General features: G+C 67.0%; 20 protein-coding genes. 15 read left to right on the forward strand and 5 right to left on the reverse strand.

Translation table 11 applies throughout. From position 1 onward, the window contains the following. Nucleotides 1-112: 112 nt before the first annotated feature. The 3 genes from NS1_RS20480 to coaD are packed head-to-tail and all read left to right on the forward strand — an operon-like array spanning nucleotide 113 to nucleotide 4560. Complete coding sequence (locus NS1_RS20480; protein WP_056811932.1) at nucleotides 113-3511, forward strand: pyruvate carboxylase; 3399 nt, start codon at nucleotides 113-115, stop codon at nucleotides 3509-3511. Next, on the forward strand, nucleotides 3508-4071 hold the full coding sequence (gene rsmD, locus NS1_RS20485; RefSeq protein WP_062986913.1) for a 16S rRNA (guanine(966)-N(2))-methyltransferase RsmD: 564 nt from the start codon (nucleotides 3508-3510) through the stop codon (nucleotides 4069-4071). The genes NS1_RS20480 and rsmD overlap by 4 nt, the downstream gene beginning before the upstream one ends. Before the next feature lie 3 nt (nucleotides 4072-4074). Further along, nucleotides 4075-4560 (forward strand): pantetheine-phosphate adenylyltransferase, encoded by a 486-nt coding sequence (gene coaD, locus NS1_RS20490; protein WP_056811926.1) that lies wholly within the window; start codon nucleotides 4075-4077, stop codon nucleotides 4558-4560. Here the strand turns inward: coaD and NS1_RS20495 are convergent. After that, nucleotides 4557-5102 carry a GtrA family protein gene (locus tag NS1_RS20495; RefSeq protein WP_062986914.1) on the reverse strand — a complete coding sequence of 182 codons (546 nt, stop codon included), beginning with the start codon at nucleotides 5100-5102 and terminating at the stop codon, nucleotides 4557-4559. The two genes, coaD and NS1_RS20495, sit on opposite strands and share 4 nt — an antisense overlap. 252 nt (nucleotides 5103-5354) lie before the next feature. On the opposite strand from NS1_RS20495, the gene NS1_RS20500 reads away from it, so the two are divergent. The 10 genes from NS1_RS20500 to NS1_RS20540 all read left to right on the forward strand — a co-directional run bounded on the left by NS1_RS20500 (nucleotide 5355) and on the right by NS1_RS20540 (nucleotide 15594). Next, nucleotides 5355-6128, forward strand: a complete 774-nt coding sequence (locus tag NS1_RS20500; RefSeq protein ID WP_062986915.1) for a DivIVA domain-containing protein — start codon at nucleotides 5355-5357, stop codon at nucleotides 6126-6128. 87 nt (nucleotides 6129-6215) lie between these two features. Further along, a complete protein-coding gene (locus tag NS1_RS20505; protein ID WP_062986916.1) occupies nucleotides 6216-6821 on the forward strand; it encodes a YceD family protein in 606 nt (201 codons plus the stop codon). Nucleotides 6822-6901: 80 nt separating this feature from the next. Further along, nucleotides 6902-7084: a 50S ribosomal protein L32 gene (gene rpmF / locus NS1_RS39190; protein WP_040708879.1), complete on the forward strand. Its 183-nt coding sequence runs from the start codon at nucleotides 6902-6904 to the stop codon at nucleotides 7082-7084. Between the two features lie 24 nt (nucleotides 7085-7108). Further along, on the forward strand, nucleotides 7109-7840 hold the full coding sequence (gene rnc, locus NS1_RS20510) for a ribonuclease III (RefSeq protein WP_062986917.1): 732 nt from the start codon (nucleotides 7109-7111) through the stop codon (nucleotides 7838-7840). A gap of 3 nt (nucleotides 7841-7843) precedes the next feature. Next, on the forward strand, nucleotides 7844-8704 hold the full coding sequence (gene mutM / locus NS1_RS20515; protein WP_056811911.1) for a bifunctional DNA-formamidopyrimidine glycosylase/DNA-(apurinic or apyrimidinic site) lyase: 861 nt from the start codon (nucleotides 7844-7846) through the stop codon (nucleotides 8702-8704). A 64-nt stretch (nucleotides 8705-8768) separates the two neighbouring features. Further along, nucleotides 8769-9350 (forward strand): dihydrofolate reductase family protein, encoded by a 582-nt coding sequence (locus tag NS1_RS20520; protein ID WP_056811908.1) that lies wholly within the window; start codon nucleotides 8769-8771, stop codon nucleotides 9348-9350. A 5-nt stretch (nucleotides 9351-9355) separates the two neighbouring features. Next, nucleotides 9356-10393, forward strand: coding sequence for a PHP domain-containing protein (locus NS1_RS20525; RefSeq protein WP_062986918.1), 1038 nt, complete (start codon nucleotides 9356-9358; stop codon nucleotides 10391-10393). Between the two features lie 92 nt (nucleotides 10394-10485). Then, entirely contained in the window at nucleotides 10486-11997 is a 1512-nt protein-coding gene (locus tag NS1_RS20530) for a PstS family phosphate ABC transporter substrate-binding protein (RefSeq protein WP_062986919.1), read from the forward strand. A 286-nt stretch (nucleotides 11998-12283) separates the two neighbouring features. After that, on the forward strand, nucleotides 12284-13453 hold the full coding sequence (locus tag NS1_RS20535; protein WP_056811899.1) for a glycosyltransferase family 4 protein: 1170 nt from the start codon (nucleotides 12284-12286) through the stop codon (nucleotides 13451-13453). Then, nucleotides 13450-15594 (forward strand): amylo-alpha-1,6-glucosidase, encoded by a 2145-nt coding sequence (locus NS1_RS20540; protein ID WP_056811896.1) that lies wholly within the window; start codon nucleotides 13450-13452, stop codon nucleotides 15592-15594. The genes NS1_RS20535 and NS1_RS20540 overlap by 4 nt, the downstream gene beginning before the upstream one ends. Before the next feature lie 54 nt (nucleotides 15595-15648). On the opposite strand, the gene NS1_RS20545 is transcribed toward NS1_RS20540, so the two are convergent. From NS1_RS20545 to NS1_RS40170, 4 genes are all read right to left on the reverse strand, one after another. Next, nucleotides 15649-16518, reverse strand: coding sequence for a potassium-transporting ATPase subunit C (locus tag NS1_RS20545; protein ID WP_062986920.1), 870 nt, complete (start codon nucleotides 16516-16518; stop codon nucleotides 15649-15651). A gap of 1 nt (nucleotide 16519) precedes the next feature. Beyond that, entirely contained in the window at nucleotides 16520-18655 is a 2136-nt protein-coding gene (gene kdpB / locus NS1_RS20550; RefSeq protein ID WP_062986921.1) for a potassium-transporting ATPase subunit KdpB, read from the reverse strand. Between the two features lies 1 nt (nucleotide 18656). Next, the gene (gene kdpA, locus NS1_RS20555) at nucleotides 18657-20327 is read right to left on the reverse strand and encodes a potassium-transporting ATPase subunit KdpA (RefSeq protein WP_062986922.1); all 1671 of its coding nucleotides are present in this window, start codon (nucleotides 20325-20327) and stop codon (nucleotides 18657-18659) included. Nucleotides 20328-20410: 83 nt separating this feature from the next. Continuing rightward, the gene (locus NS1_RS40170) at nucleotides 20411-20494 is read right to left on the reverse strand and encodes a potassium-transporting ATPase (RefSeq protein WP_067449012.1); all 84 of its coding nucleotides are present in this window, start codon (nucleotides 20492-20494) and stop codon (nucleotides 20411-20413) included. A gap of 280 nt (nucleotides 20495-20774) precedes the next feature. On the opposite strand from NS1_RS40170, the gene NS1_RS20565 reads away from it, so the two are divergent. Both NS1_RS20565 and NS1_RS20570 read left to right on the forward strand, forming a co-directional pair. Further along, nucleotides 20775-20939: a hypothetical protein gene (locus tag NS1_RS20565; RefSeq protein WP_157125321.1), complete on the forward strand. Its 165-nt coding sequence runs from the start codon at nucleotides 20775-20777 to the stop codon at nucleotides 20937-20939. Beyond that, nucleotides 20936-23458, forward strand: a complete 2523-nt coding sequence (locus NS1_RS20570; RefSeq protein ID WP_062986924.1) for a sensor histidine kinase — start codon at nucleotides 20936-20938, stop codon at nucleotides 23456-23458. The genes NS1_RS20565 and NS1_RS20570 overlap by 4 nt, the downstream gene beginning before the upstream one ends. The last annotated feature ends 23 nt before the right edge of the window (nucleotides 23459-23481 follow it).

Here is a 23481-nt window from a genome sequence, read left to right on the forward strand (position 1 = left end):
TGTGACGGCCTGATGAACGCAACTTCGCAGGTGGGCGGGTGTGCGGTGTGAAGATTGCTGCGAAGCCACCTTGCGTGTCCGACCCCGCCTCACGGCCGGGTACCGTAAGCAAATGTTCTCGAAAGTCTTGGTCGCAAATCGTGGTGAGATCGCTATCCGTGCCTTCCGCGCGGCCTACGAACTCGGCATCGGAACGGTCGCGGTGTTCCCGTACGAGGATCGCAACTCGGTGCATCGCCTCAAGGCGGCCGAGTCCTACCAGATCGGCGAAGAGGGCCATCCGGTTCGCGCGTATCTGTCGATCGAGGCGATCATCGAGGCCGCCAAGAGCGCGGGCGCCGACGCGATCTACCCCGGCTACGGCTTCCTGTCGGAGAACCCCGACCTCGCCGCGGCCTGTGCCGCCGAGGGCATCACCTTCATCGGCCCCACCGCCGCGATCCTCGAGATGGCGGGCAACAAGGCCACGGCCATCGAAGCGGCCAAGGCGGCCGGGCTGCCGACGCTGAAGTCCAGCGCGCCCTCGGCCGATATCGACGAATTGCTCACCGCCTCAGCCGAACTCGAATACCCGATCTTCGTCAAGGCCGTCGCCGGTGGTGGTGGTCGTGGCATGCGCCGGGTCGCCACGCCCGAGCTCTTGCGCGAGTCGATCGAAGCGGCGTCGCGGGAAGCGGAATCGGCGTTCGGTGATCCGACGGTGTTCCTCGAGCAGGCCGTGGTGAATCCGCGCCACATCGAGGTACAGATCCTGGCCGACCAGCACGGCAATGTGATGCACCTGTTCGAACGCGACTGTTCGCTGCAGCGTCGTCACCAGAAGGTGATCGAGCTCGCGCCCGCTCCGAACCTGTCTCCCGAACTGCGCGAACGGATCTGCGCCGACGCGGTGGCCTTCGCCCGCCAGATCGGCTACATCAACGCGGGCACCGTGGAGTTCCTGCTCGACGAGCGTGGCAACCACGTGTTCATCGAGATGAACCCGCGCATCCAGGTGGAGCACACCGTCACTGAGGAGATCACCGACGTCGATTTGGTGCAGTCGCAGCTGCGTATCGCGGCGGGGGAATCCCTCGCAGACCTGGGTCTGAGTCAGGAAACGGTGCAGATCCGTGGTGCCGCGCTGCAGTGCCGCATCACCACCGAGGACCCGGCCAACGGGTTCCGCCCCGACACCGGTCGCATCACCGCCTACCGCACACCGGGCGGCGCGGGCATCCGTCTCGACGGTGGCGCGAACCTGGGCGCCGAGATCGGCGCCTACTTCGACTCGATGCTGGTCAAGCTCACCTGTCGTGGTCGTGACCTGCCCGCCGCCGCCGCTCGCGCTCGTCGCGCGCTGGCCGAATTCCGTATTCGCGGCGTGACGACCAACATCCCGTTCCTGCTGTCGGTGCTCGACGATCCCGATTTCCAGGCGGGCCGGGTGACCACCTCGTTCATCGACGAGCGTCCCGAGCTGCTCACCTCGCGCGGATCAGCCGACCGCGGCACCAAGATCCTGACCTATCTGGCCGACGTCACCGTCAACAAGCCCAACGGCGACCGCCCGACCACGGTGTACCCCTACGACAAGCTGCCCGCCGTCGACCTGACGCTGCCGCCGCCGGACGGCTCGCGCCAGCGACTGATCGCCCTCGGGCCGGAGGGTTTCGCCCGCGCCCTGCGCGAGCAGAAGGCGCTCGGCGTCACCGACACCACCTTCCGGGACGCGCATCAGTCCCTGCTGGCCACCCGCGTGCGCACCAACGGTCTGCTCGGTGTGGCGGGACACGTCGCGCGACTGACCCCCGAGCTGCTCTCCATCGAGGCGTGGGGTGGCGCGACTTACGATGTGGCACTGCGATTCCTGCACGAGGACCCGTGGGAGCGCCTGGCGGCCCTGCGTGAAGCCGTGCCCAACATCTGCCTGCAGATGCTGCTGCGCGGTCGCAACACCGTCGGCTACACGCCCTACCCCGAACAGGTCACGCGCGCCTTCGTTTCCGAAGCCGCCACGACCGGTATCGACATCTTCCGCATCTTCGACGCGCTCAACAACGTCGACCAGATGCGTCCGGCGATCGACGCGGTCCGCGAAACCGGTACCGCCGTCGCCGAAGTCGCGCTGAGCTACACCGGCGACCTGCTCGACCCGAACGAGTCGCTCTACACCCTCGACTACTACCTGAAGCTGGCCGAGCAGATCGTCGACGCGGGCGCGCACGTCCTCGCGATCAAGGACATGGCCGGTCTGCTGCGCGCCCCCGCGGCCGCGAAACTCGTGACCGCGCTGCGCAGCAACTTCGATCTGCCGGTGCACGTGCACACCCACGACACCCCCGGCGGACAGCTGGCCACCTACCTGGCGGCGTGGCAGGCCGGAGCCGACGCGGTCGACGGCGCGTCCGCGGCGATGGCGGGCACCACGAGCCAGCCCGCGCTGTCGGCGATCGTGGCCGCCACCGCGCACACCGAGCACGACACCGGCCTGAACCTGCAGAACGTGTGCGATCTCGAGCCGTACTGGGAGGCGCTGCGCAAGGTCTACGCGCCGTTCGAGTCGGGCCTGCCCGCGCCGACCGGGCGCGTGTATACCCACGAGATCCCGGGTGGTCAGCTGTCGAACCTGCGTCAGCAGGCCATCGCGCTCGGCCTCGGCGACCGGTTCGAAGAGGTCGAGGCCAAGTACGCGGCCGCCGACCGGCTGCTGGGTCGTCTGATCAAGGTGACCCCGTCGTCGAAGGTGGTCGGTGACCTCGCGCTGGCGCTGGTCGGCACCGGCGTCGGTATCGAGGACTTCGCCGCCGACCCGGGCCGTTACGACATCCCCGACTCGGTGATCGGCTTCCTGCGCGGCGAGCTCGGCACCCCGGCGGGCGGCTGGCCCGAGCCGTTCCGCAGCAAGGCGTTGGCCGGGCGCAACGAACCCAAGCCCGAGACCCCGCTGAGCCCGGCCGACCAGAAGGCGCTCGACGGCTCCTCCGACGAGCGCCGCGCCACGCTGAACCGGCTGCTGTTCCCCGGCCCGACCGCCGAGTTCAACACCCACCGCGAGAAGTACGGCGACACCACCGGACTGTCGGAGAACCAGTTCTTCTACGGCCTGCGCCGCGGCGAAGAGCACCGCGTGCAGCTGGAGAAGGGCGTCACCCTGCTCATCGGCCTCGAGGCGATCTCCGAGCCCGACGAGAAGGGCATGCGCACGGTCATGTGCATCATGAACGGGCAGCTGCGCCCGGTCGCGGTGCGGGACAGGTCCGTCGCCTCCGAGGTGCCCGCCTCCGAGAAGGCCGACAAGAACAACGCAGGCCACATCGCGGCGCCGTTCGCCGGTGTGGTGACCCTGGCGGTGTCCGAAGGTGACGAGATCCACGCCGGTGACACCGTCGGCACCATCGAGGCGATGAAGATGGAAGCCGCCATCACCGCGCCGCGCGGCGGCGTTGTCGGCCGGATCGCGACCGCCAAGGTGCAGCAGGTCGAGGGCGGCGACCTGCTGGTGGAACTGGTCGCACGCGAGTCGGAATGACACGCATCGTCGCGGGTGTGGCGGGCGGGCGGCGCTTGAAGGTGCCGCCCGCGGGCACCCGGCCCACCTCGGATCGGGTGCGCGAAGCCCTCTTCAGTGCGATCGACGCCCGCCTCGATCTGGACGGCACGCTGGTCCTGGACCTGTACGCGGGCTCGGGCGCGCTGGGTCTGGAAGCGCTCTCGCGCGGGGCCGAACAGGCGTTGCTGGTCGAGTCCGACCGCAAAGCGGCCGAGGTGGTGCGCGCCAATATCGCCGAGCTCGGTCTGCCCGGTGCGGAACTGCGGCTCGGCAGCGTCTCCTCGGTGTTGAAGCAGACCGCGCCGAGGGCCTACGACGTGGTGTTCTCGGATCCGCCGTACGACGTGAGCACCGAGGACGTGATCGCCGACCTCGCCGCCCTTGCGGACAACGGCTGGCTCGCGACCGACGCGCTGGTGGCGGTGGAGCGGTCCAGCCGTTCCCCCGAAATCACTTGGCCCACAGGCTATGTGGCGTTGAAGGTGCGCAAGTACGGGGAGACCAGGGTCGAGCTCGCCGAGTTCGGTGCTAGCGTCTGAGGTATGGCTGCAGCACTGTGCCCCGGCTCCTTCGACCCGGTCACCAATGGTCACCTCGACGTGTTCGCCCGCGCGGCCGCACAGTTCGACGAAGTGATCGTCACGGTGAACGTGAATCCCAAGAAACAGGGCATGTTCACCGTCGAAGAGCGCATGGAACTCCTGCGTGAATCGGTCGCCCACCTGCCGAACGTGCGCGTCGCGTCCTGGCAGGGGCTGACGGTCGATTTCGCCAAGCAGGAAGGCATCAGCGCGATCGTCAAGGGTCTGCGCGACGCGGGCGACTTCGGCTACGAACTCCAGATGGCCCAGATGAACCACAAGCTGGCGGGCGTCGACACCTTCTTCATCGCCACCAACCCGTCACTGAGCTTCCTGTCCAGCTCGCTGGTCAAGGAAGTGGCCGCCTATGGCGGCGACGTGAGCGATATGCTCCCGCCGGCCGTCCACAAGCGTCTACTCGACCGCCTCGCCGAACGTAAGGGCTAGGTCGTCGCGGGCAGGCGGAACAAACCACGCAGGGCGAGGAACCGCATGCCGCCGACCGCGGCTGTGATGGCCAGGACCGTCAGTGCTTGCGTGATGTCACCCAGGCTGGGCGCCCAGAAATCCAAACCGGCCAAACACGCGGTCGTGATCGCGAGGCCGATCAACGCGATCCCGCCGCCTTCCCACTGCGCCGTGAACCAGGTGACCCGGTCGGTGGCGTGGAACGTGAGCTGGCGGTGGAATTCATTGGCGATGATCGTGCTGACCACCGATCCGGCCACATTGGCGACCAGTGGACCGATGCTGTGCATCGCGAAGAACAGCAGGACGTACGCGATATTGCTCGACCCGCCGACGAGGGCGAATCGGAAGAGTTGGGGTAGAGCGCGGTCGCCGCGTAGGTAGGTGAGCGCGCCCTCGAACTGCGGGCGCAGCGCGGGTGCGACTTCACTCGGCGTCACCACGGGAAACGGGCCGGTCCAGGGAGTGAACATGCCCGCGACGTGCGACACCGGACTCCTAGGTGTTTCCAGGAGGGTCATGTTCGACTCCGATCCCACATGAACAGACGTCGAGGAGTACAACAGCGAAGAGGTTGCGGTGCTTCCCGGCGGACGGCGTTGTCGTGCTCACTGATGGTAGCCGAAGTGGAGGGCTGCACTCCACTTGATATCTGTGCGATCTTGGACACTGTCGCGACACACCGCGTCGACATTCGGCACAGCCGCCCGAGACGGGCACACTGGGCGTCGGCGGTAGTGGTTTCGCCGTGAGTCCGCAGGAGGGTAGTGAGCATGTATCGCGTATTCGAAGCACTCGACGAACTGGTCGCCATCGTCGAAGAGGCGCGCGGCATCCCGCCGACCCGCAGCTGCATCGTGCCGCGCGGCGACGTCCTCGAACTTCTCGACGATGTTCGCGACGCGCTGCCCGGTGAACTCGACGACGCCCAGGACGTGCTCGATCACCGCGACAAGATCGTCGGTGACGCCCGCAGCGGCGCCGAGACGACGGTCACCACGGCCAACGAGCAGGCGCGCGTCACCATCGACTCCGCGCGCGCCGAGGCCGATCGCATCCTCGCCGACGCCAAGGACCACGCCGACCGCATGGTCGCCGAGGCCACCGCCCACGCCGACCGCCTGGTGACTTCGGCCCAGGCCGAGGCCGATCAGGTCGTGGCCGACGGCAACGCCGAATACGACGAGCTAACCGGCCGCGCCCAGATCGACGCCGACCGGGCCATCGAATCGGGCAAGGCCTCCTACGAGCGCTCGGTCGCCGACGGCAAGGCCGAACAGGCTCGCCTGGTCGCGCAGACCGAGGTGGTGCGGGTGGCGCACGCCGAATCCGCCCGCCTGATCGACGAGGCGCAGGCCGAGTCCGACCGGGTGCGCACCGAATGCGACGACTATGTCGACGAGCAGATGGCCGATTTCGGCAACAGGCTCGCCGCCATGGAAGAGACGCTCAACACCACCCGGCGCTCGATCACTCGTGGTCGTCAGCAGATGCGCGGCGGACCGGCCGCCGAATACCCCGAATACGCTGCTGAGCACCGCCGCTGAGCCGATCGCGCGTTTTGAATTCCGGCGGGGTCCTGCCGTACTGTGGAGTGGTTGCCCATTATCCCCTCGACGGTAAGTGAGTCAGTGATGTCCGCCGGTTCCGGTTCGTCCGCGCGTCCACGCAAGACCAATGGTCCTGTGTCGGAGGCGGGTTTCGTGCTGGACGTCCGCAATCTCGGCCGTCGGCCGGGAACCATGCGGGAGCTGCATCGCACGGTCACCGACCACGAGCGGCTGGGTCTCGACCTGATCGCCATCCCGGCCGACGCCGAGGTGGAACTCGACCTGCAACTGCAGGCCGTCTCGGAGGGCGTGCTGGTCACCGGCACGGCATCCGGACCGACGGCCGGGGAGTGCTCGCGCTGCCTCGAACCGTTCGACGACCAGGTGGAGATTCGTCTGACGGAGTTGTTCGCCTATCCGGACAGCACCACCGAGCAGACGACCGAGGATGCCGAGGTCTACCGCATGGAAGACGACCTCGTCGACCTCGAGCCGGTGATTCTCGATGCCATCGGGCTGGAGCTTCCGCTGCAGCCGCTGTGCTCGCCGGACTGCGCGGGCCTGTGCCCCGAGTGCGGTGTGCGGATGGCGATTGCGGGTCCTGATCATGGGCATGAGATACTGGACCCTCGCTGGGCGAAGTTGGCGAATTTCGCCACTGAAGAGCCCGGTAACGGCGACCCCGCCTGAGGGTTCCACCACCAAGACCAAACCGCTGCCGCGGCATCTGATGCCGGTGTAGTCAGCGAAAACCAAGAGGAGAAGTAGCCGTGGCTGTTCCCAAGCGTCGGATGTCGCGTTCCAACACCCGGTCGCGGCGCAGCCAGTGGAAGGCCACCGCGCCGACCCTGGTCACCTGCCCGAACCGCGCGTGTGGTGAGAAGACCCTCCCGCACATCGCGTGCCCGTCCTGCGGCACCTACAAGGGCCGCCAGGTCACCTCTGCAGTCTGATCGTTGTAGATCATTCCTAGCAACGTGACAGCCAGTAAAGACAATGTAGGCGCGGCGGATCACGCCAGCCTTCTCACCGCCCTCGGTGTCGACGTACGACCGGAGCTTCTGCGCCTAGCGCTGACGCACCGGTCGTACGCGTACGAGAACGGCGGTTTGCCGACCAACGAGCGCCTGGAATTCCTCGGCGACTCGGTACTCGGCCTCAGCATCACCGAGCGCCTGTATACCGAGCATCCGGAGAAGTCCGAGGGTGAACTCGCGAAACTGCGCGCCAGCGTGGTGAACATGCACGCGCTCGCCGAGGTGGCGCGTGGTCTCGGCGACGGCGGACTCGGCCAGTATCTGCTGCTCGGGAAGGGCGAAGAGCTCACCGGCGGCCGCGACAAGCCGAGCATCCTCGCCGACGGCATGGAGTCGCTGCTCGGTGCGGTGCACCTCGAGCACGGCATCGAAACCGCGCGTGGTGTGGTGCTGCGGCTGTTCGCCGACCTGCTCGAGCGTGGCCCCCGCATGGGCGCCGGCCTCGACTGGAAGACCAGCCTGCAGGAGCTCACCGCCGAACGCGGTCTCGGGGTTCCCGCCTACGAGATCACCTCCACCGGACCCGACCACAACAAGGAGTTCACCGCCACCACGGTGATCGCCGGTCATGCGTACGGTTCGGGCATCGGCCGTTCCAAGAAGGAAGCCGAGCAGAAGGCAGCCGGTACGGCCTACAAGGCTCTGACCGACGTATCCACGACCGAAGCCTGATCCGTGCCCGAATTGCCCGAGGTCGAGGTCGTTCGGCGCGGTCTCGCCGATCATGCGGTCGGCCGGGCGATCGAGACCGTCACCGTCACCCACCCGCGTGCCGTGCGCAGGCACGTCGCGGGTGGTGCTGATCTGGCGGCACGGCTCACCGGACTGCGGATCGACTCCGCGCAGCGACGTGGGAAATATCTCTGGCTCACCTTCGACGAGCCAGATACCGCGCTGGTCGTGCATCTGGGCATGAGCGGTCAGATGCTCGTGCAACCCGCCGACGCGCCCGTCGAGAAGCACGCGCACATCCGGGCCGTGCTCGGTGACGGCGCCGAATTGCGATTCGTCGACCAGCGCACCTTCGGTGGTTGGGCGCTGGCCGACCTCGTCGAGGTGAACGGGACCGTGGTGCCCGATTCCGTGGCCCACATCGCGCGCGATCCACTCGACCCGCTCTTCGACCGCGAAGCCGTGGTCGCGGCCATCCGCGCCAAGAACACCGAGATCAAACGCGTGCTGCTCGATCAGACGGTGATCTCGGGCATCGGCAACATCTACGCCGACGAGGCGCTGTGGCGGGCCGGTCTGCACGGCACCCGCGTCGCCGCCGATCTCACCCGCCCGGTCCTGCGCACCCTGCTCGACGGGGTCACCGCGGTCATGACCGAGGCGCTGGCCGTCGGCGGCACCTCCTTCGACGCCCTGTATGTGAATGTGAACGGCGAGTCCGGCTATTTCTCCCGGTCGCTGGCTGCCTATGGACGCGAGGACGAACCGTGCGATCGGTGCGCGACGCTGCTGGTTCGGGAACAATTCATGAATCGGTCGTCGTTTTCCTGTCCCAAGTGTCAACGGAAGCCGCGCCGCCGCTGATCCGGGCACGCTAACGTTTCTCCTGACAGGTCGTGACAGACCGGGTCCGTGCAGGGAGGACGTTATGCGCAAGCTGACCTATTTCGTGGCATCGACAATCGACGGCTTCATCGCCGCCGAGGACGGAACGCTGGACTTCTTTCCGGTGGGCGGTGACCACGGTCCCGCGATCATCTCGCAGTATCCGGAAACCCTGCCGACCAAGGTGCGCGAGGCGCGCGGGATCGCGGCGGGCAACATCTACTTCGACACCGTGATCATGGGCCGCAAGACCCACGATTTCGGCGTCCGCACCGGCACTGCGAGCCCGTATGAGCACCTGCGCCAATATGTGGTGTCCACGACGCTGCCCGAAGCGCCGGCGCCGGGCGTGGAACTGATCGCCGAGGACCCGACCGCCGCGGTGCGCGAACTCAAACGCGAGGACGGACTGGGGATCTGGCTCTGCGGTGGCGGTGAACTGGCGCAGACGCTGCTACCCGAGATCGACCAGGTGTTCCTGAAGCTGCACCCGGTGGTGCTCGGCACCGGAAGACCGCTGTTCGGCGGCGGGGCGAAACTGCCCGCGCCGGAGCGGTTCCGGGTGATCACCAGCCGGGTGTACGCCGATGGGGTCGCGTTCCTCAAGTACGGCCGGATCAAGTAGTCGCGATGACATCGGCGGCGAGTCCGGGTCCGGTGGCGGCGCTGCGTGAGGTCGGGTTCTGGCTCGAACGCAGTCGTGCCGAAACACACCGGGTGAAGGCCTACCGCCGCGCCGCCGATGTCGTCGCCGGACTCGCCGACGCCGAGTTCGCCACTCGCGCGAGCGAACACAGCTGGCGCGAGCTCGCCGGGATCGGGCCGAAGACGGCGGCCATCATCGAACAAGCCTGTGCCGGTGAGGTTCCCGACTATCTGGCCGAGCTCCGCGAGGAGGCGAAGCCGATAGCACCGGCGGGCGAGGAGTTGCGCGCCGCGCTCCGGGGGGATCTGCACACCCACTCGGACTGGTCCGACGGTGGAAGTCCGATCGCGGAGATGATGGGCGTCGCGGCCGCGCTCGGCCACGAATACTGCGCGCTGACAGACCATTCGCCCCGCCTCAAGGTCGCCAACGGCCTGTCCGCTGACCGGCTCCTGCGCCAACTCGACGTGATCGCCGAACTCAACGAGCAGATGGCGCCGTTTCGCATCCTCACCGGCATCGAGGTCGACATCCTCGACGACGGCACCCTCGACCAGCGGGCCGATCTCCTCGAACGCCTGGATGTCGTTGTCGCCAGCGTGCATTGGCACCTGCGCGACGACAGCGACACCATGACCAAGCGCATGGTCTACGCGGTCGCCAACCCCAACGTCGATATCCTCGGCCACTGCACCGGCCGCCTCGTGGAAGGGGCCAGAGGCATCCGCCCCGAGTCGTCGTTCGATGCCGAACTCGTCTTCGAAGCCTGCCGCCGCTACGGCACCGCCGTCGAAATCAACAGCCGCCCCGAACGCCGTGATCCACCTGGGCGTTTGATCGAACTGGCCGTCGAGATGGACTGCCTGTTCAGCATCGACACCGACGCCCACGCACCGGGCCAACTGGCTTGGCAGGGTTACGGATGTGAGCGGGCACTGGCCCACGGGGTCACCGCCGAGAAGGTGATCGACACCTGGCCGGTCGAGGAGCTGTTGGCCTGGTGTCGGGAGTCCATTGGGTGAAGTCTTGCCCAACAACTGATCTCACCTCCGACCGGTCGTCTGTGGCCTGGTAGATATCAACTCGCCGATGGTGGCTGAGTGCGGGGGATCCGATGAACGTTCCTATTGAGATCGTGCTGTCCGGGGCGGGTATCGTGGTGGCGTCGGCCGCATTCGTGCGCGAGTTCGTCCTGGTCGGGCGTCGGCGGCTGGGTTACCGCGTGCAGATGGATACGCCGGTCACCGGTGAGACCGAATCCGCTTCGCTGGTAGGTGCGCTGCGGAATCTGAGCACCCCGGAGATCCCCGGAATGCCGCTGGATCTTTCGAGGCTGTCGGTGGTGCTGGTTCGCGTCGAGAACAGTGGCACCCTCGCCATCGACGCCGACGACTACCGGATGCGCAGCCCCGAATCCGCGCTGATCGGGCTGCACGTCACCTTTCCCGGTCGGGAGGTGATCGGCATGGCGGTGACCGAACTCGAGGGGGTATTGCCCGACAACCTCGGTCCGGGTTCTGGCATCGGGAAGCGGACGCGGGGCGAGGGCCCGCGCTTCGAGGGCATCATCGACCTGCCGAAGGTGCCACTCGAACGCGGCCAGCACTACAAGATTCTGGCGGTGCTGAAGCGCGAGCACGGCACAGGAGTGCCGGCGGAACCGATCCTGACCGGGGCGGTGAAGGGCGGCAAGGTTGTCGAGACCAAGAGCAAGACGGGGCCGTCGCGAAAGCTGATGGCGCTGTGCGGATTCCTCGTAGCGCTGATCACGGTCCAGGCCGTGCTCGCGCTGCAACCGGATCCGCCGCCGCGTGACTGTGCCGCGGGTGAACTCACCGTCGTCGGTTCGACGGCGATGGCGCCGATGATCCGCAAAGCCGCGCAGGACTACGAGAAGACGTGTACCGACGCGAAATTCACCTTCGCGTTCGCGGGGACCGAACCGGGCCTGCGTACCCTGGCTCGCGACGGTCAGACGCAGAACACGCTCGCGATCGGTGACGGCTCCAAGGGCAATTCCTTCGAAGCCCTGACCGAACATCCACTTGCTCTCGGGTCGTTCTCGATGGTGGTGCACCCCGGCGTCGGCCTGACGAACCTCACGGCCGCGCAGATCCGAGACCTGTATCGGGGAGATGTGAAGAACTGGAACCAGATCGGCGGCCCCGACCTGCCGGTGGTGCTGATCGATCGCACCGCGGGCTCGGGCACCCGGCGCGCCCTCGAATCCCGCCTACTCGAGGGCAACCGCAAGGTGTTTCCCTACACCAGTTGCATCGGGATGGCGGCCGGTGGTGCGCAATGCGAGGTCGACCTCACGGACGAAGTGGCAACATTCGTTGCCAAAATTCCTGGCGCAGTGGGATACATGGAGACCTCAGCCGTCGGCGCCGAGGTCAGGGCGGTGTCGATCGACGGTGTCGGTGCTTCGGCGGACTCGATGCGGGCGGGTCGGTACCCCTTCGTCGGAGTCGAGTACGCCCTCACCCACGGTCCGGTCGCCGGTGATTCGCTGGTTGCCCAGTTCATCGACTATCTGACCCACGGTAAGGCCAGGCTCACCATGATCGAGTTCGGAAATATTCCGTGTGTGGATCCCGTAGAGCCCGCCGTCTGTACGCCGTAGACCGCATCTGACCGCGTAATCTCCTGTCAGGCTGTAGGAATCGAGACCGAACATTTCCAGCAACACGCTGGTTTACTCTGCGGTAGCGGGGTACGTTCCTTGACGGCCCCTCTGTTCAGGCGGGCACCCGAAACGGTGCGCATTGCGTCTGGCCAGGCCAACCATGCCCCATGGACGGCGGTGAAGCTCTCGTCTCCACCTCCGCCGAGGCGGCCATCTCTTGTTCGCGCAAGTGTTGCGAGGTTGCGTCCCTGGAAGGAAGGTCATGAGTACAGACACGTCGGCAATGTCGCCGACCGGTTTGTCCGCGTCCGATCTCTATTCGATCGATCACCACGGTGGTCCGCTGCGGATCGCGATGGTTGTCCCACCCTATTTCGATGTCCCACCCAAGGCCTACGGCGGCGTCGAGGCCGTAGTCGCCGATCTGGTCGACTCGCTGTGTGAGCGCGGCCATCACGTCACACTGTTCGGTGCGGGTATAGATGGTACCCAAGCGAACTTCGTTCCGCTGTGGGACCGGATTCAGCCTGAACGTTTGGGCGATCCGTTCCCGGAAATCGTGCACGCGCTGCGGGTGCGCCGCGCGATCGAGCGGCTGGCCGATACCGAAGGCATCGACCTGGTCCACGACCACACTTTCGCGGGCCCGCTGAACGCGCCCGCCTACGCCAATCTCGGGTTGCCGACGGTGGTCACCGTGCACGGCCCGGTGCAGGACGACTGCTACCGCTATTACAAGGAACTGGGCCAGGAGTGTTCGCTCGTCGCGATCAGCGACCGTCAGCGCGCGCTGGCGCCCGATCTGCCGTGGGCGGGCCGGGTACACAACGCGCTGCGGCCCGATCAGTGGCCGTTCGAGACCGAGAAGCAGGACTACGCGCTGTTCCTCGGCCGTTTCAGCGACGACAAGGGTCCGCATCTGGCGCTCGACGCCGCCCACGCCGTCGGCATGCCGCTGATCCTGGCGGGCAAATGCAGTGAGTCGCCCGAAAAGGCCTACTTCGAGGAGTTCGTGCGCCCGCGAATGACCGACCAGGATCAGATGTTCGGTCTCGCCGACGCGGCCGCCAAGCGTAAACTCCTGTCCGGAGCAAAGTGTCTGCTGTTCCCCATTCGATGGGAGGAGCCGTTCGGCATGGTGATGATCGAGGCGATGATCTGCGGAACGCCGGTGGTCGCGTTGCGCGGCGGTGCGGTGAGCGAAGTGGTGGTCGACGGGGTGACGGGGCGGATCTGTGACGATCCCTCCGAACTGCCCGCCGCCATCGCCGAAGTCCAGACCTACGATCCGGCCCTGTGCCGGAAGCACGTGGTCGACAACTTCAGCGCCGACACCCTCGGCCGCGGCTACGAACAGGTGTACCGGGAACTGCTCGCCCGCACCACGATCGGTTACGACACCGCGTATGCGATGCCGTTGCCCATCGGGGTGGCGGCCAACGGGCGCGCATGAGCACGGACAGCGCCTCGGCGCCGAGCCCCTTCAACGCGGGGGAACCCGCGGGGCTCGGTGGCGGTGGCGGCAACATCACCCTTGTCGAAGGCGGCACGTTCTGCCTGTCCGACCGACTCGGCGATATCGAGCCGGGTAAGCCGCAGGGCCTGTTCTTTCGTGACGCCAGGGTGATTTCGCGCTGGGAGCTGATGATCGACGGCAAACGGCCCGAGGCGCTGTCGGTGCTGAGCCCGGAGGCCTTCGCGGCACGGTTCGTGCTGCGCAGGCCTCCGCAGCAGGGTCGGGCCGACAGCACCCTGCTCGTGGTGCGTGATCGGCTCGTCGCCGAGGGCATGCACGAGCTGATCACGCTGGAGAACATGAGCCGCGAGGCGACGGCGGTGGTTCTGGAGCTGCACGTCGACGCCGATTTCGTCGACCTGTTCGCGGTGAAGGAAGGCCGCACGCACGGGCGCCGCGCGGAGATGACGACCACCGACGGTGAACTGCTGCTCCACGACCGTGCCGATCTGTCGCGTGGGCTCGCGCTCACCTCGACGATCGAGCCGATGGTGTTGCCCGGCACCATGATCTGGCGAGTGGTGGTCCCGGCGGGCGGGCGCTGGCAGACCGAGATCACCGCGCAACCGGCGGGCGCCGCGCAGCGCCCGCAGACCAGCGGCACGCCGGGCGAGCGCTACCGGGCGAGCGAGCCGGTGCGCAAGATCCAGGCGTGGCGGGCCACGGCCACCGATATCTCCGCCGATTCGGGTCTGCTCAACCAGATCCTGCGCCGCAGTGAAAGCGATCTGGGCGCGTTGCAGATCCACACCGATTCGGGCACCAACCGGCCCTTCGTGGCGGCGGGCGCGCCGTGGTTCATGACGCTGTTCGGCCGCGACTCGCTGCTCACGGCATGGATGTCGCTGCCGCTGGAAACCGATCTGGCACTGGGCACTTTGCAGCAGCTGGCCGAGTTGCAGGGCCAGACGATCGACCCGCTCGTGGAGGAGGAGCCGGGCCGGATCATGCACGAGATGCGGCGCGGGCCCTCGGTGGGCCAGGTGCTCGGTGGGCAGATCTATTACGGAACCGTCGACGCCACACCGCTTTTCGTGATGCTGCTCGCCGAATGTCTACGGTGGGGCGCGGATCCGGGATCGATCGCCACCCTGCTGCCCGCGGCCGACGCCGCGATCAGCTGGATCACCGATTTCGGCGACCGCGACGACGACGGTTTCGTCGAGTACGTGCGCGCCACCGACCGCGGCCTGATCAATCAGGGCTGGAAGGACAGCTTCGACGGAATCAACGACGCCGCAGGACATATCGCCGAAGCGCCGATCGCCTTGGCCGAGGTGCAGGGGTATGTGTACGCGGCGTTCCTGGCCCGCGCGGAATTGGCCGACCAGTTCGACGACCCCGATCTGGCCGTGCGGATGCGGGAACGCGCCGACGAGTTGCGCACCAAGTTCGCCGAACAGTTCTGGCTACCCCATTACGGCTGGTACGCGGTGGCCTTGGACGGTCGCAAGCGTCAGGTCGACGCGTTGACCAGCAACGCGGCGCACTGTCTGTGGTCGGGCATCGCGACCGACGAACACGCCGAGATCCTGATCCGGAATCTGGCTCGGGCAGAGATGGATTCGGGATTCGGCCTGCGGACCTTGGCTTCGGATATGGGTGCCTACAACCCGATGAGTTACCACAGCGGGTCGATCTGGCCGCATGACACGGCGATCGCTGTCGCCGGGTTGATGCGATACCAGCATGTGCCGGGCGCGGTGGAACTGGCCACGAAGCTGTCGGGTGGGCTGCTCGATGCCGCCGCCGCGTTCGACGGTCGACTGCCCGAGTTGTTCTGTGGTTTCCCTCGGTCGAGATTCGCGGCACCCGTGCCGTATCCGACCTCGTGTTCGCCGCAGGCGTGGGCGAGTGCGGCGCCGTTGCTGCTGGTTCGATCGTTCCTCGGGCTCGATCCCGATGTGCCGGCCAAGACGTTGACGTTGCGGCCGCAGGTTCCCCCGGCCTGGGGGTGCGTGCGGATGTCGGAGTTCCGGCTGGGCGAGGGGGTGACCGTGGATCTCGAGGTGTGCGGCTCCGCGGTGACGGTGACCGGTCTGCCGGATGGTTGGGCATTGGTGACAGACGAGGACTAGCGCGACAAGCGAATCGGGGCCGGATCTGTCCAGATCCGGCCCCGATCGCTGTATTCAGCCCGCGAACGGGTAGCGGGCGTCGAGATCGAGGTTGAGTTCGACGACGTTCACCCGCGGCTCACCGAGGAAACCGAGTGTGCGCCCATCGGTGTGCGCGTCGAGGATCTCACGGACCTGCGTGGCGGTGATGCCGCGCGCCTTCGCCACCCGCTCGACCTGGATGGCCGCGTACTCGGGGGAGATATGCGGGTCGAGGCCGCTGCCGCTCGCCGTGACCGCGTCGGCGGGCACCGCTGGATCGGCGGAGGCGTCCCCGATGATCGGGATGATCCGGCCGACCGAGTAGTCCTCACCTTCCTTCGCGCACTCCACGGCGACACCGCGGAACGTGGCGAGGAACGGCTGCGCGGGGCAGAGCTCGTTGACGCTGACCACCTGCACCGGCTGCGACACATCGCCGTCGGCATCACGCGACCCGATCACCGAGAGCACCGCGCCCACACCATCTTTCGTGCAGAACTGGCGGGCGCCGTCGACCCCCTCACGGTCGCCGACCTCCTTCGAGCGCGAGCACACGGTGGTGAGCAGGCTCGTGCGATCGGCCGAGTCGACGATATCTTCTGGACCGAGGTTGCTCGCGCCGGTGGACAGCGGGTCATAGCCGTCGCCCGCGGCAGACGGGCGACTCTGGAAGTACTGTCCCATCGCCTTGCCGTCGGCGTCGGTGAACGACTGCCCGATCAGGCTGGAGCCCACCAGTTTGCCGTCCCGCTCGATGAGCGAGCCGTTGGCCTTGTCGTCGAGCCCGGGCAGCTGCGCGATCGCGAAAACCGCCACGGGATACACGATTCCGGTGATCACGGTCAGCACGAGCAGGGCGCGCAGGGCGGCCAGGTGCTGGCGGATCCAGGTAGACATACGCATTTCAGGACATCCCGGGGAGGAGTTGGACGAACAGATCGATGATCTTGATGCCGAGGAACGGCGCGATGATGCCGCCGAGGCCGTAGATCGTCAGGTTGCGGCTCAACAGCTTCGAGGCATTGCTCGGCCGGTAGTTGACACCGCGCAGCGCCAGTGGAATGAGCGCCACGATGATGATCGCGTTGAAGATGACCGCGGACAGGATCGCCGACTGCGGGCTGGCCAGACGCATGATGTTGAGCGCGTCCAGGCCGGGGAACAGGCCAACGAACAACGCGGGAATGATCGCGAAGTACTTGGCGATGTCGTTGGCGATGGAGAACGTGGTGAGTGCGCCGCGGGTGATCAGCAACTGCTTGCCGATCTCCACGATCTCGATCAACTTGGTCGGGTCCGAGTCCAGATCGACCATGTTGCCCGCCTCTTTGGCGGCCGAGGTACCGGTGTTCATCGCTACACCCACGTCGGCCTGCGCCAGCGCGGGAGCGTCGTTGGTGCCGTCGCCGGTCATCGCGACGAGTCGGCCACCGTCCTGCTCCTTCTTGATCAGGGCGAGCTTGTCCTCCGGCGTCGCTTCGGCGAGGAAGTCGTCCACGCCCGCTTCGTCGGCGATCGCTTTGGCCGTCAACGGGTTGTCGCCGGTGATCATGACCGTGCGGATACCCATGCGGCGCATCTCGTCGAAGCGTTCCCGCATGCCCTGTTTGACGACATCCTTGAGGTGGATGACGCCGAGCAGTCGTGGGGTGCCGTCCTTGACCTCACCGACCACCAGCGGTGTACCGCCGGACGCGGAGATGCCGTCGACGATTGCCGAGGCCTGCTCGGGAACCGAACCACCCTGGGCGCGAACCCATTCGATGACGGCGCCAGCTGCCCCCTTGCGCAGTTGGTGCCCGTCGGCGAGGTCGACACCCGACATGCGGGTCTGCGCGGTGAATTCCACCCAGGTGGCACCCGGCAGTTCCCCCGCGCTGCGTTCGCGCTTGTTGAACGTCTGCTTGGCGAACACGACGATCGACCGCCCCTCCGGCGTCTCGTCGGCGAGGCTGGAGAGCTGGGCCGCGTCGGCGAGTTCGTCGTCGAGAATTCCTGGCACCGGCACGAATTCGGCGGCCTGACGGTTGCCGAGGGTGATGGTGCCGGTCTTGTCGAGCAGCAGCGTGTTCACATCGCCCGCGGCCTCCACCGCGCGGCCCGACATGGCCAGCACATTGCGCTGCACGAGGCGGTCCATCCCGGCGATACCGATGGCCGAGAGCAGTGCGCCGATGGTGGTCGGGATGAGGCAGACCAGCAGCGAGACCATCACGATCCCGGTGATGCCGTGCGCGTCCAGTGCCGAAGTATCCGGCACCCCGGGGTTGTTCGACTTGGCGAAGATCGCCAAGGGCTGCAGCGTGGTCACCGCGAACACGAAGATAATCGTGAGCGCGGCCAGCAGGATGTTGAGCGCGATCTCGTTGGGCGTCTTCTGCCTGCTCGCGCCTTCGACGAGCGCGATCATCTTGTCGATGAAGCTGGCCCCCGGCTCCTGGGTGATCTTGACGACGATCCGGTCCGAGAGCACCGTGGTGCCGCCGGTGACCGCGGAACGGTCGCCACCGGATTCGCGGATCACCGGCGCGGACTCACCGGTGATCGCCGATTCGTCCACCGAGGCGATGCCTTCGACGACGTCACCGTCACCGGGGACGACCTGGCCGGCCTCCACGACGACGAAGTCACCGCGACGCAGTTCGGGCGCGGCGACCCGTTCCTCGACAATTCGCCCACAGGGTGTCCAGTCGGCCAATCGGCGAGCGACGGTGTCGGTCTTGGCTTTTCGCAGGCTCTCGGCCTGCGCTTTGCCGCGTCCTTCGGCGACGGCCTCGGCCAGGTTCGCGAAGATGACCGTGAGCCACAGCCAGACGACGATGGCCCAGGAGAAGAAGCTCGGATCGGCGATCGCCAGGATGGTCGACCACGCCGCGCCGATCTCGACGATCAGCATGACGGGGTTCTTCCACAGTGTCCGTGGGTCGAGCTTGCGGACCGCGTCGGGCAGGGAGGTGAGCAGCAGCTTCGGGTCGAGGACGCCCTTGCGCACGCCCTTGGTCCGCGGCGTGGCCGGGGATTCGAGTGTGGGAGTTGTCATTTCAGTGAATTCCTTCGGCGAGCGGCCCGAGCGCGAGGGCGGGCAGGAAGGTGAGCGCGACCAGGATCACCGTCACACCGACGACCATGCCGACGAACTGCGGCCGGTGCGTCGGCAGCGTGCCGATCGACGCGGGCGTGGTGCCCTGTTTGGCGAGTGAACCGGCCAGTGCCAGCACGAAGATGATCGGCAGGAACCGGCCGAACACCATGGCCAAGCCGAGCGCGGTGTTGTACCACTCGGTGTTGCCGGTGAGACCGGCGAAGGCGGAACCGTTGTTGTTGGCCGCGGAGGTGAAGGCGTACAGCACTTCCGAGAGGCCGTGTGGACCGCTGTTGAGCATGCTCGCCCGTTCGCCGGGCAATGCCATCGCGACGGACGTGCCGATCAGCACGATCAGCGGGCTCACCAGGAAATAGGAAGCGGCCAGCTTGATTTCGCGCGGGGTGATCTTCTTGCCCAGGTACTCCGGCGTGCGGCCGACCATCAGACCTGCCACGAACACCGTGATCACCGCGAGGATCAGCATGCCGTAGAGGCCGGAGCCGACACCGCCGGGCGCTACCTCGCCCAGCTGCATGTTGAACATCGTCATCATGCCGCCGAGGCTGGTGTAGGAATCGTGGAACGAGTTCACCGCGCCGGTCGAGGTGAGCGTGGTCGCGCCGGCGAAGGTGGCCGAATCGGCCACGCCGAAACGGGTTTCCACGCCTTCCATCGATGCGCCGATCGCGGTCGGCACCGTGCCATGGGCCCGCAGCTGGAAGAAGTTGGTCAGCGTGATGCTGGTCAGGGCGATCGTGCCCATCACCGCCACGATCGCGTAGCCCTGCTTGGTGCTGCCGACCATCCGGCCGAACGTGCGCGGCAGCGAGAACGAGATCACCAGGAGCAGGAAGATCTCCAGGAAATTCGTCCACGTACTCGCGTTCTCGAACGGGTGCGAGGAGTTGGCGTTGTAGAAGCCGCCACCGTTGGTGCCGAGCTCCTTGATGACCTCCTGGCTCGCGACCGGTCCACCGGTCAGGGTCTGCTGCGCGCCGCCGACGGTCTGGGCGACCTGGTCGTGCAGGTGGAAGTTCTGGATGACGCCACCGGCGACCAACACGATCGCGAAGACGAACGCGATCGGCAGCAGGATGCGCAGCGTGCCGCGCACCAGGTCGACCCAGAAGTTGCCCAGCTCACCGGTGTGGCGGCGGGCGAAACCGCGCACCAGGGCCACCGCCACCGCCATGCCGACGGCCGCCGAGACGAAGTTCTGCACCGCCAGACCGGCCATCTGCACCAGGTGCCCCTGGGTGGACTCGCCGGAGTAGTTCTGCCAGTTGGTGTTGGTGACGAAGCTGACCGCGGTGTTCCACGCCAGCGCCGGGGTCATCTCGGTGCCTGGATCGTTCAGATGCAGCGGCAACGCGCCCTGGACCAGCTGGAAGAAGAACAGGAACAGGATGCCCACGGCCGAGAACGCCAGCACGCTGCGGGCGTAGACCGGCCAGGTCTGCTCGACCTCCGGTTTCGCGCCGATGGCACGGTAGATCAGCCGCTCGGCACGAGAGTGCTTGTCGGCGTTGTACACCCGGAACATGTAGTCGCCGAGCGGCACATGCACCAGCGCCAGCGTGATGACCAGGGCCGCGACGAAGGCGATCCCCGCTGTTGTCGTGTTCACCTAGAACCTCTCGGGGAAAAGCAGGGCCGCGGCCATGTACACGGCGACGAGAACGGCCAGGACGAGACCGACAAGGTTCGCGATCACAGCTTCTCCACCCCTCGCTGGATCAAGCCCAGCAGCGCGAAGATCGCCACGGTGAGCACCGTGAACACCACGACAGACATTTCCAACCTCCTTGTGCTCCGAGGTGGAGCAACTAAGTGAGTGAAACGCCGGATGGCGGCTCGGCGTGGTTTCCTTACGACTCCTTAGCGCCCGGCGGCCCGGCCTTTGCGGAATGTTGACGCGCGGGCGACCAGCCAGTGTGAGGATGCCGTCAAGGCCGGGCCGATAGCCGTCAACACACCGTAAAGATCGAGATCAACCCGCATATCGCGCGGTAGAAATTGGTGCACCGGGAGGCGAAGGCGCCCGGGTCCCTTGTTCATGGAAAGTGAGATCGCGGTGTCTGTTGTGACCCTTGCGGTGATCTTCGGTTTCGTCGGGTCGCTGCTGCTGATCCGCGTACTCGGTCGGTTGAACGCCTCGCACGCGCCGATGATGACGGTCGGCGTCCTGCCGGTGCGCCGTCCGGCTCCGGCTCGTCGGCACGCGATGATGGACAGGTGAAACGCGGACAACTGCGCATCTACCTCGGTGCCGCGCCGGGCGTGGGCAAGACCTACGCCATGCTCGGCGAGGCGCATCGGCGCCTGGAACGCGGCCGGGATGTGGTCGCGGCCGTCGTGGAGACGCACGGGCGTAAGAAGACCGCCGAACTGCTGGACGGCATCGAGCGGATTCCGCCCAAGATGGTCTCCTATCGAGGGACCGAGCTGCCCGAACTCGACGTCGACGCGGTGCTCACGCGCAAGCCCGCGGTGGTGCTGGTCGACGAACTGGCGCATACGAACGCACCGGGCAGCGTGCACGAGAAGCGCTGGCAGGACGTGGAGCAAATCCTGGCCGCGGGTATCGACGTGATCTCCACGGTGAACGTGCAGCACCTCGAAAGCCTCAACGATGTGGTCGCACAGATCACCGGTATCGAGCAGCGCGAGACCGTGCCCGATGCCGTGGTGCGCGGCGCCGATCAGGTGGAACTGGTCGATCTGACACCGGAAGCGTTGCGGCGCAGGCTTTCCCACGGCAATGTCTACGCCGCCGACAAGGTCGACGCGGCGCTGCGCAACTACTTCCGGCCCGGCAATCTCACCGCGCTGCGTGAACTCGCGCTGCTGTGGCTGGCCGACCAGGTGGACGCGGCGCTGGCCCGGTACCGGGCCGACCACAAGATCACCGAGCTGTGGGAGGCGCGCGAACGCGTCGTCGTCGCGGTCACCGGTGGTCCCGAGTCGGAGACGGTGGTGCGCCGGGCCGGGCGGATCGCGTCCAAGTCCAGTGCCGATCTGGTCGTGCTCCACGTGGTGCGTGGTGACGGACTGGTCGGGATATCGACCGAGCGGATGACCAAGCTGCGCGATCTCGCCGCCGGCCTCGGCGCCTCGCTGCACACGGTGACCGGCGACGACGTGCCGTCCGCGCTGCTCGACTTCGCGCGCGAGGTCAACGCCACCCAACTGGTGCTCGGTACCTCGCGACGCTCGCGCTGGGCGCGGATGCTCGACGAGGGCATCGGCTCGACCGTGGTACAGCGTTCGGGCAAGATCGATGTGCACATGGTGACCCACGAGGAGGCCAATCGCGGGGTGCGCAGGCATTGGCTGCGTCCCGGGCGGCCGGTGAGCGCGTGGCTGGCGGCCGTGGTCGTGCCGATCCTGGTGAGCGTGATCTGCGGGGTGTTCCTCGATGGGTGGTTGCAGCTGGGCGGGCTCAGCGCGATGTTCTTCGTCGGGGTGGTCGCGGTCGCGCTGTTCGGCGGTGTCGTCCCCGCCGGTCTGTCGGCGTTGCTGTCGGGGTTGCTGCTGAACTGGTACTTCACCGACCCGCGCTTCAGCTTCACCATCGCCGAGCCGGACAACTTCGTCACCGTGGTGGTGCTGCTCATCGTCGCGGTGGCCGTGGCGGCGCTGGTCGACGTCGCGGCCAAGCGAACAGTGCAGGCGCGCAAGGCATCTCGGGAAGCGGAGCTGCTGACGATGTTCGCCGGATCCGTGCTGCACGGCGCCGACCTGCCCAACCTGCTCGAGCAGGTTCGCGAAACCTATGGCCAGCGCGCGGTGAGCGTGCAGTGCGGGGATCAGATCGTCGCCGCGGTCGGTGCTGAGCCGCCGACGCGACCGTCCGAAGCCGAGACCGTCATCGAAGCGGGTGACGCGCAGAGTCACTTGCTGCTGGCCGGGCGGGCGATCGACTCCACGGATCGGCCGGTGCTCAACGCCGTCGCCAACCAGGCGGTCGGGCTGGTGCGTCAGGCTCGGCTGACGGAGGAAGCCAGTGCGGCGGCGGCGCTCTTGGAAGCCGACCGGCTGCGCCGCGCGCTGCTGTCGGCGGTCAGCCACGACCTGCGCACGCCATTGGCGGGGGCGAAAGCGGCCGTGTCCAGCCTGCGCAGCGACGACATCGAATTCTCGGCCGAGGACACCGGTGAACTGCTGGAAGCGATCGAGGAGTCCGTCGACCAGTTGACCGCGCTGGTCGGCAACCTGCTCGACTCCTCGCGACTGGCCGTCGGGGTCGTCACGCCGCAGTTGCGGCAGGTGTACATGGACGAGGCGGCGCATCGCGCGCTGGTGAGCGTCGGCATGGGCACCCGTGGGCTGCGCCGGGCGGCGATGGAGCGGGTGAAGGTCGAGGTCGGTGAGGTTTCCGTACTGGCCGACAGCGGCCTGCTCGAACGCGTACTGGCCAACCTGATCGACAACGCCCTGCGGCATTCGGGCCGCGAGTCGCCGGTGCGGGTCACCGCCGAACACGACGGCGACCGAGTGTCGATCGCCGTCGTCGACCTCGGCCCCGGGGTCCCGTCGGGCACCGAGGAGCAACTGTTCGAACCCTTCCAACGCCTCGGCGACCGCGACAACACCACCGGCGTCGGCCTCGGCCTGTCGGTTGTCCGTGGTTTCGTGGAGGCGATGGGCGGCACCGTCCACGCCGAACCGACCCCGGGCGGCGGCCTGACCATGCTCGTCGACCTGCCATCGGGAACACCCGCGGCGGACCCACCAGTCGACGCCCGAGGAAAGTGAGCACATGGGTAACCCACCGGGGA

It is taken from the genome of Nocardia salmonicida NBRC 13393 (genome assembly GCF_001613085.1).
Classification (GTDB): Bacteria; Actinomycetota; Actinomycetes; order Mycobacteriales; family Mycobacteriaceae; genus Nocardia; species Nocardia salmonicida.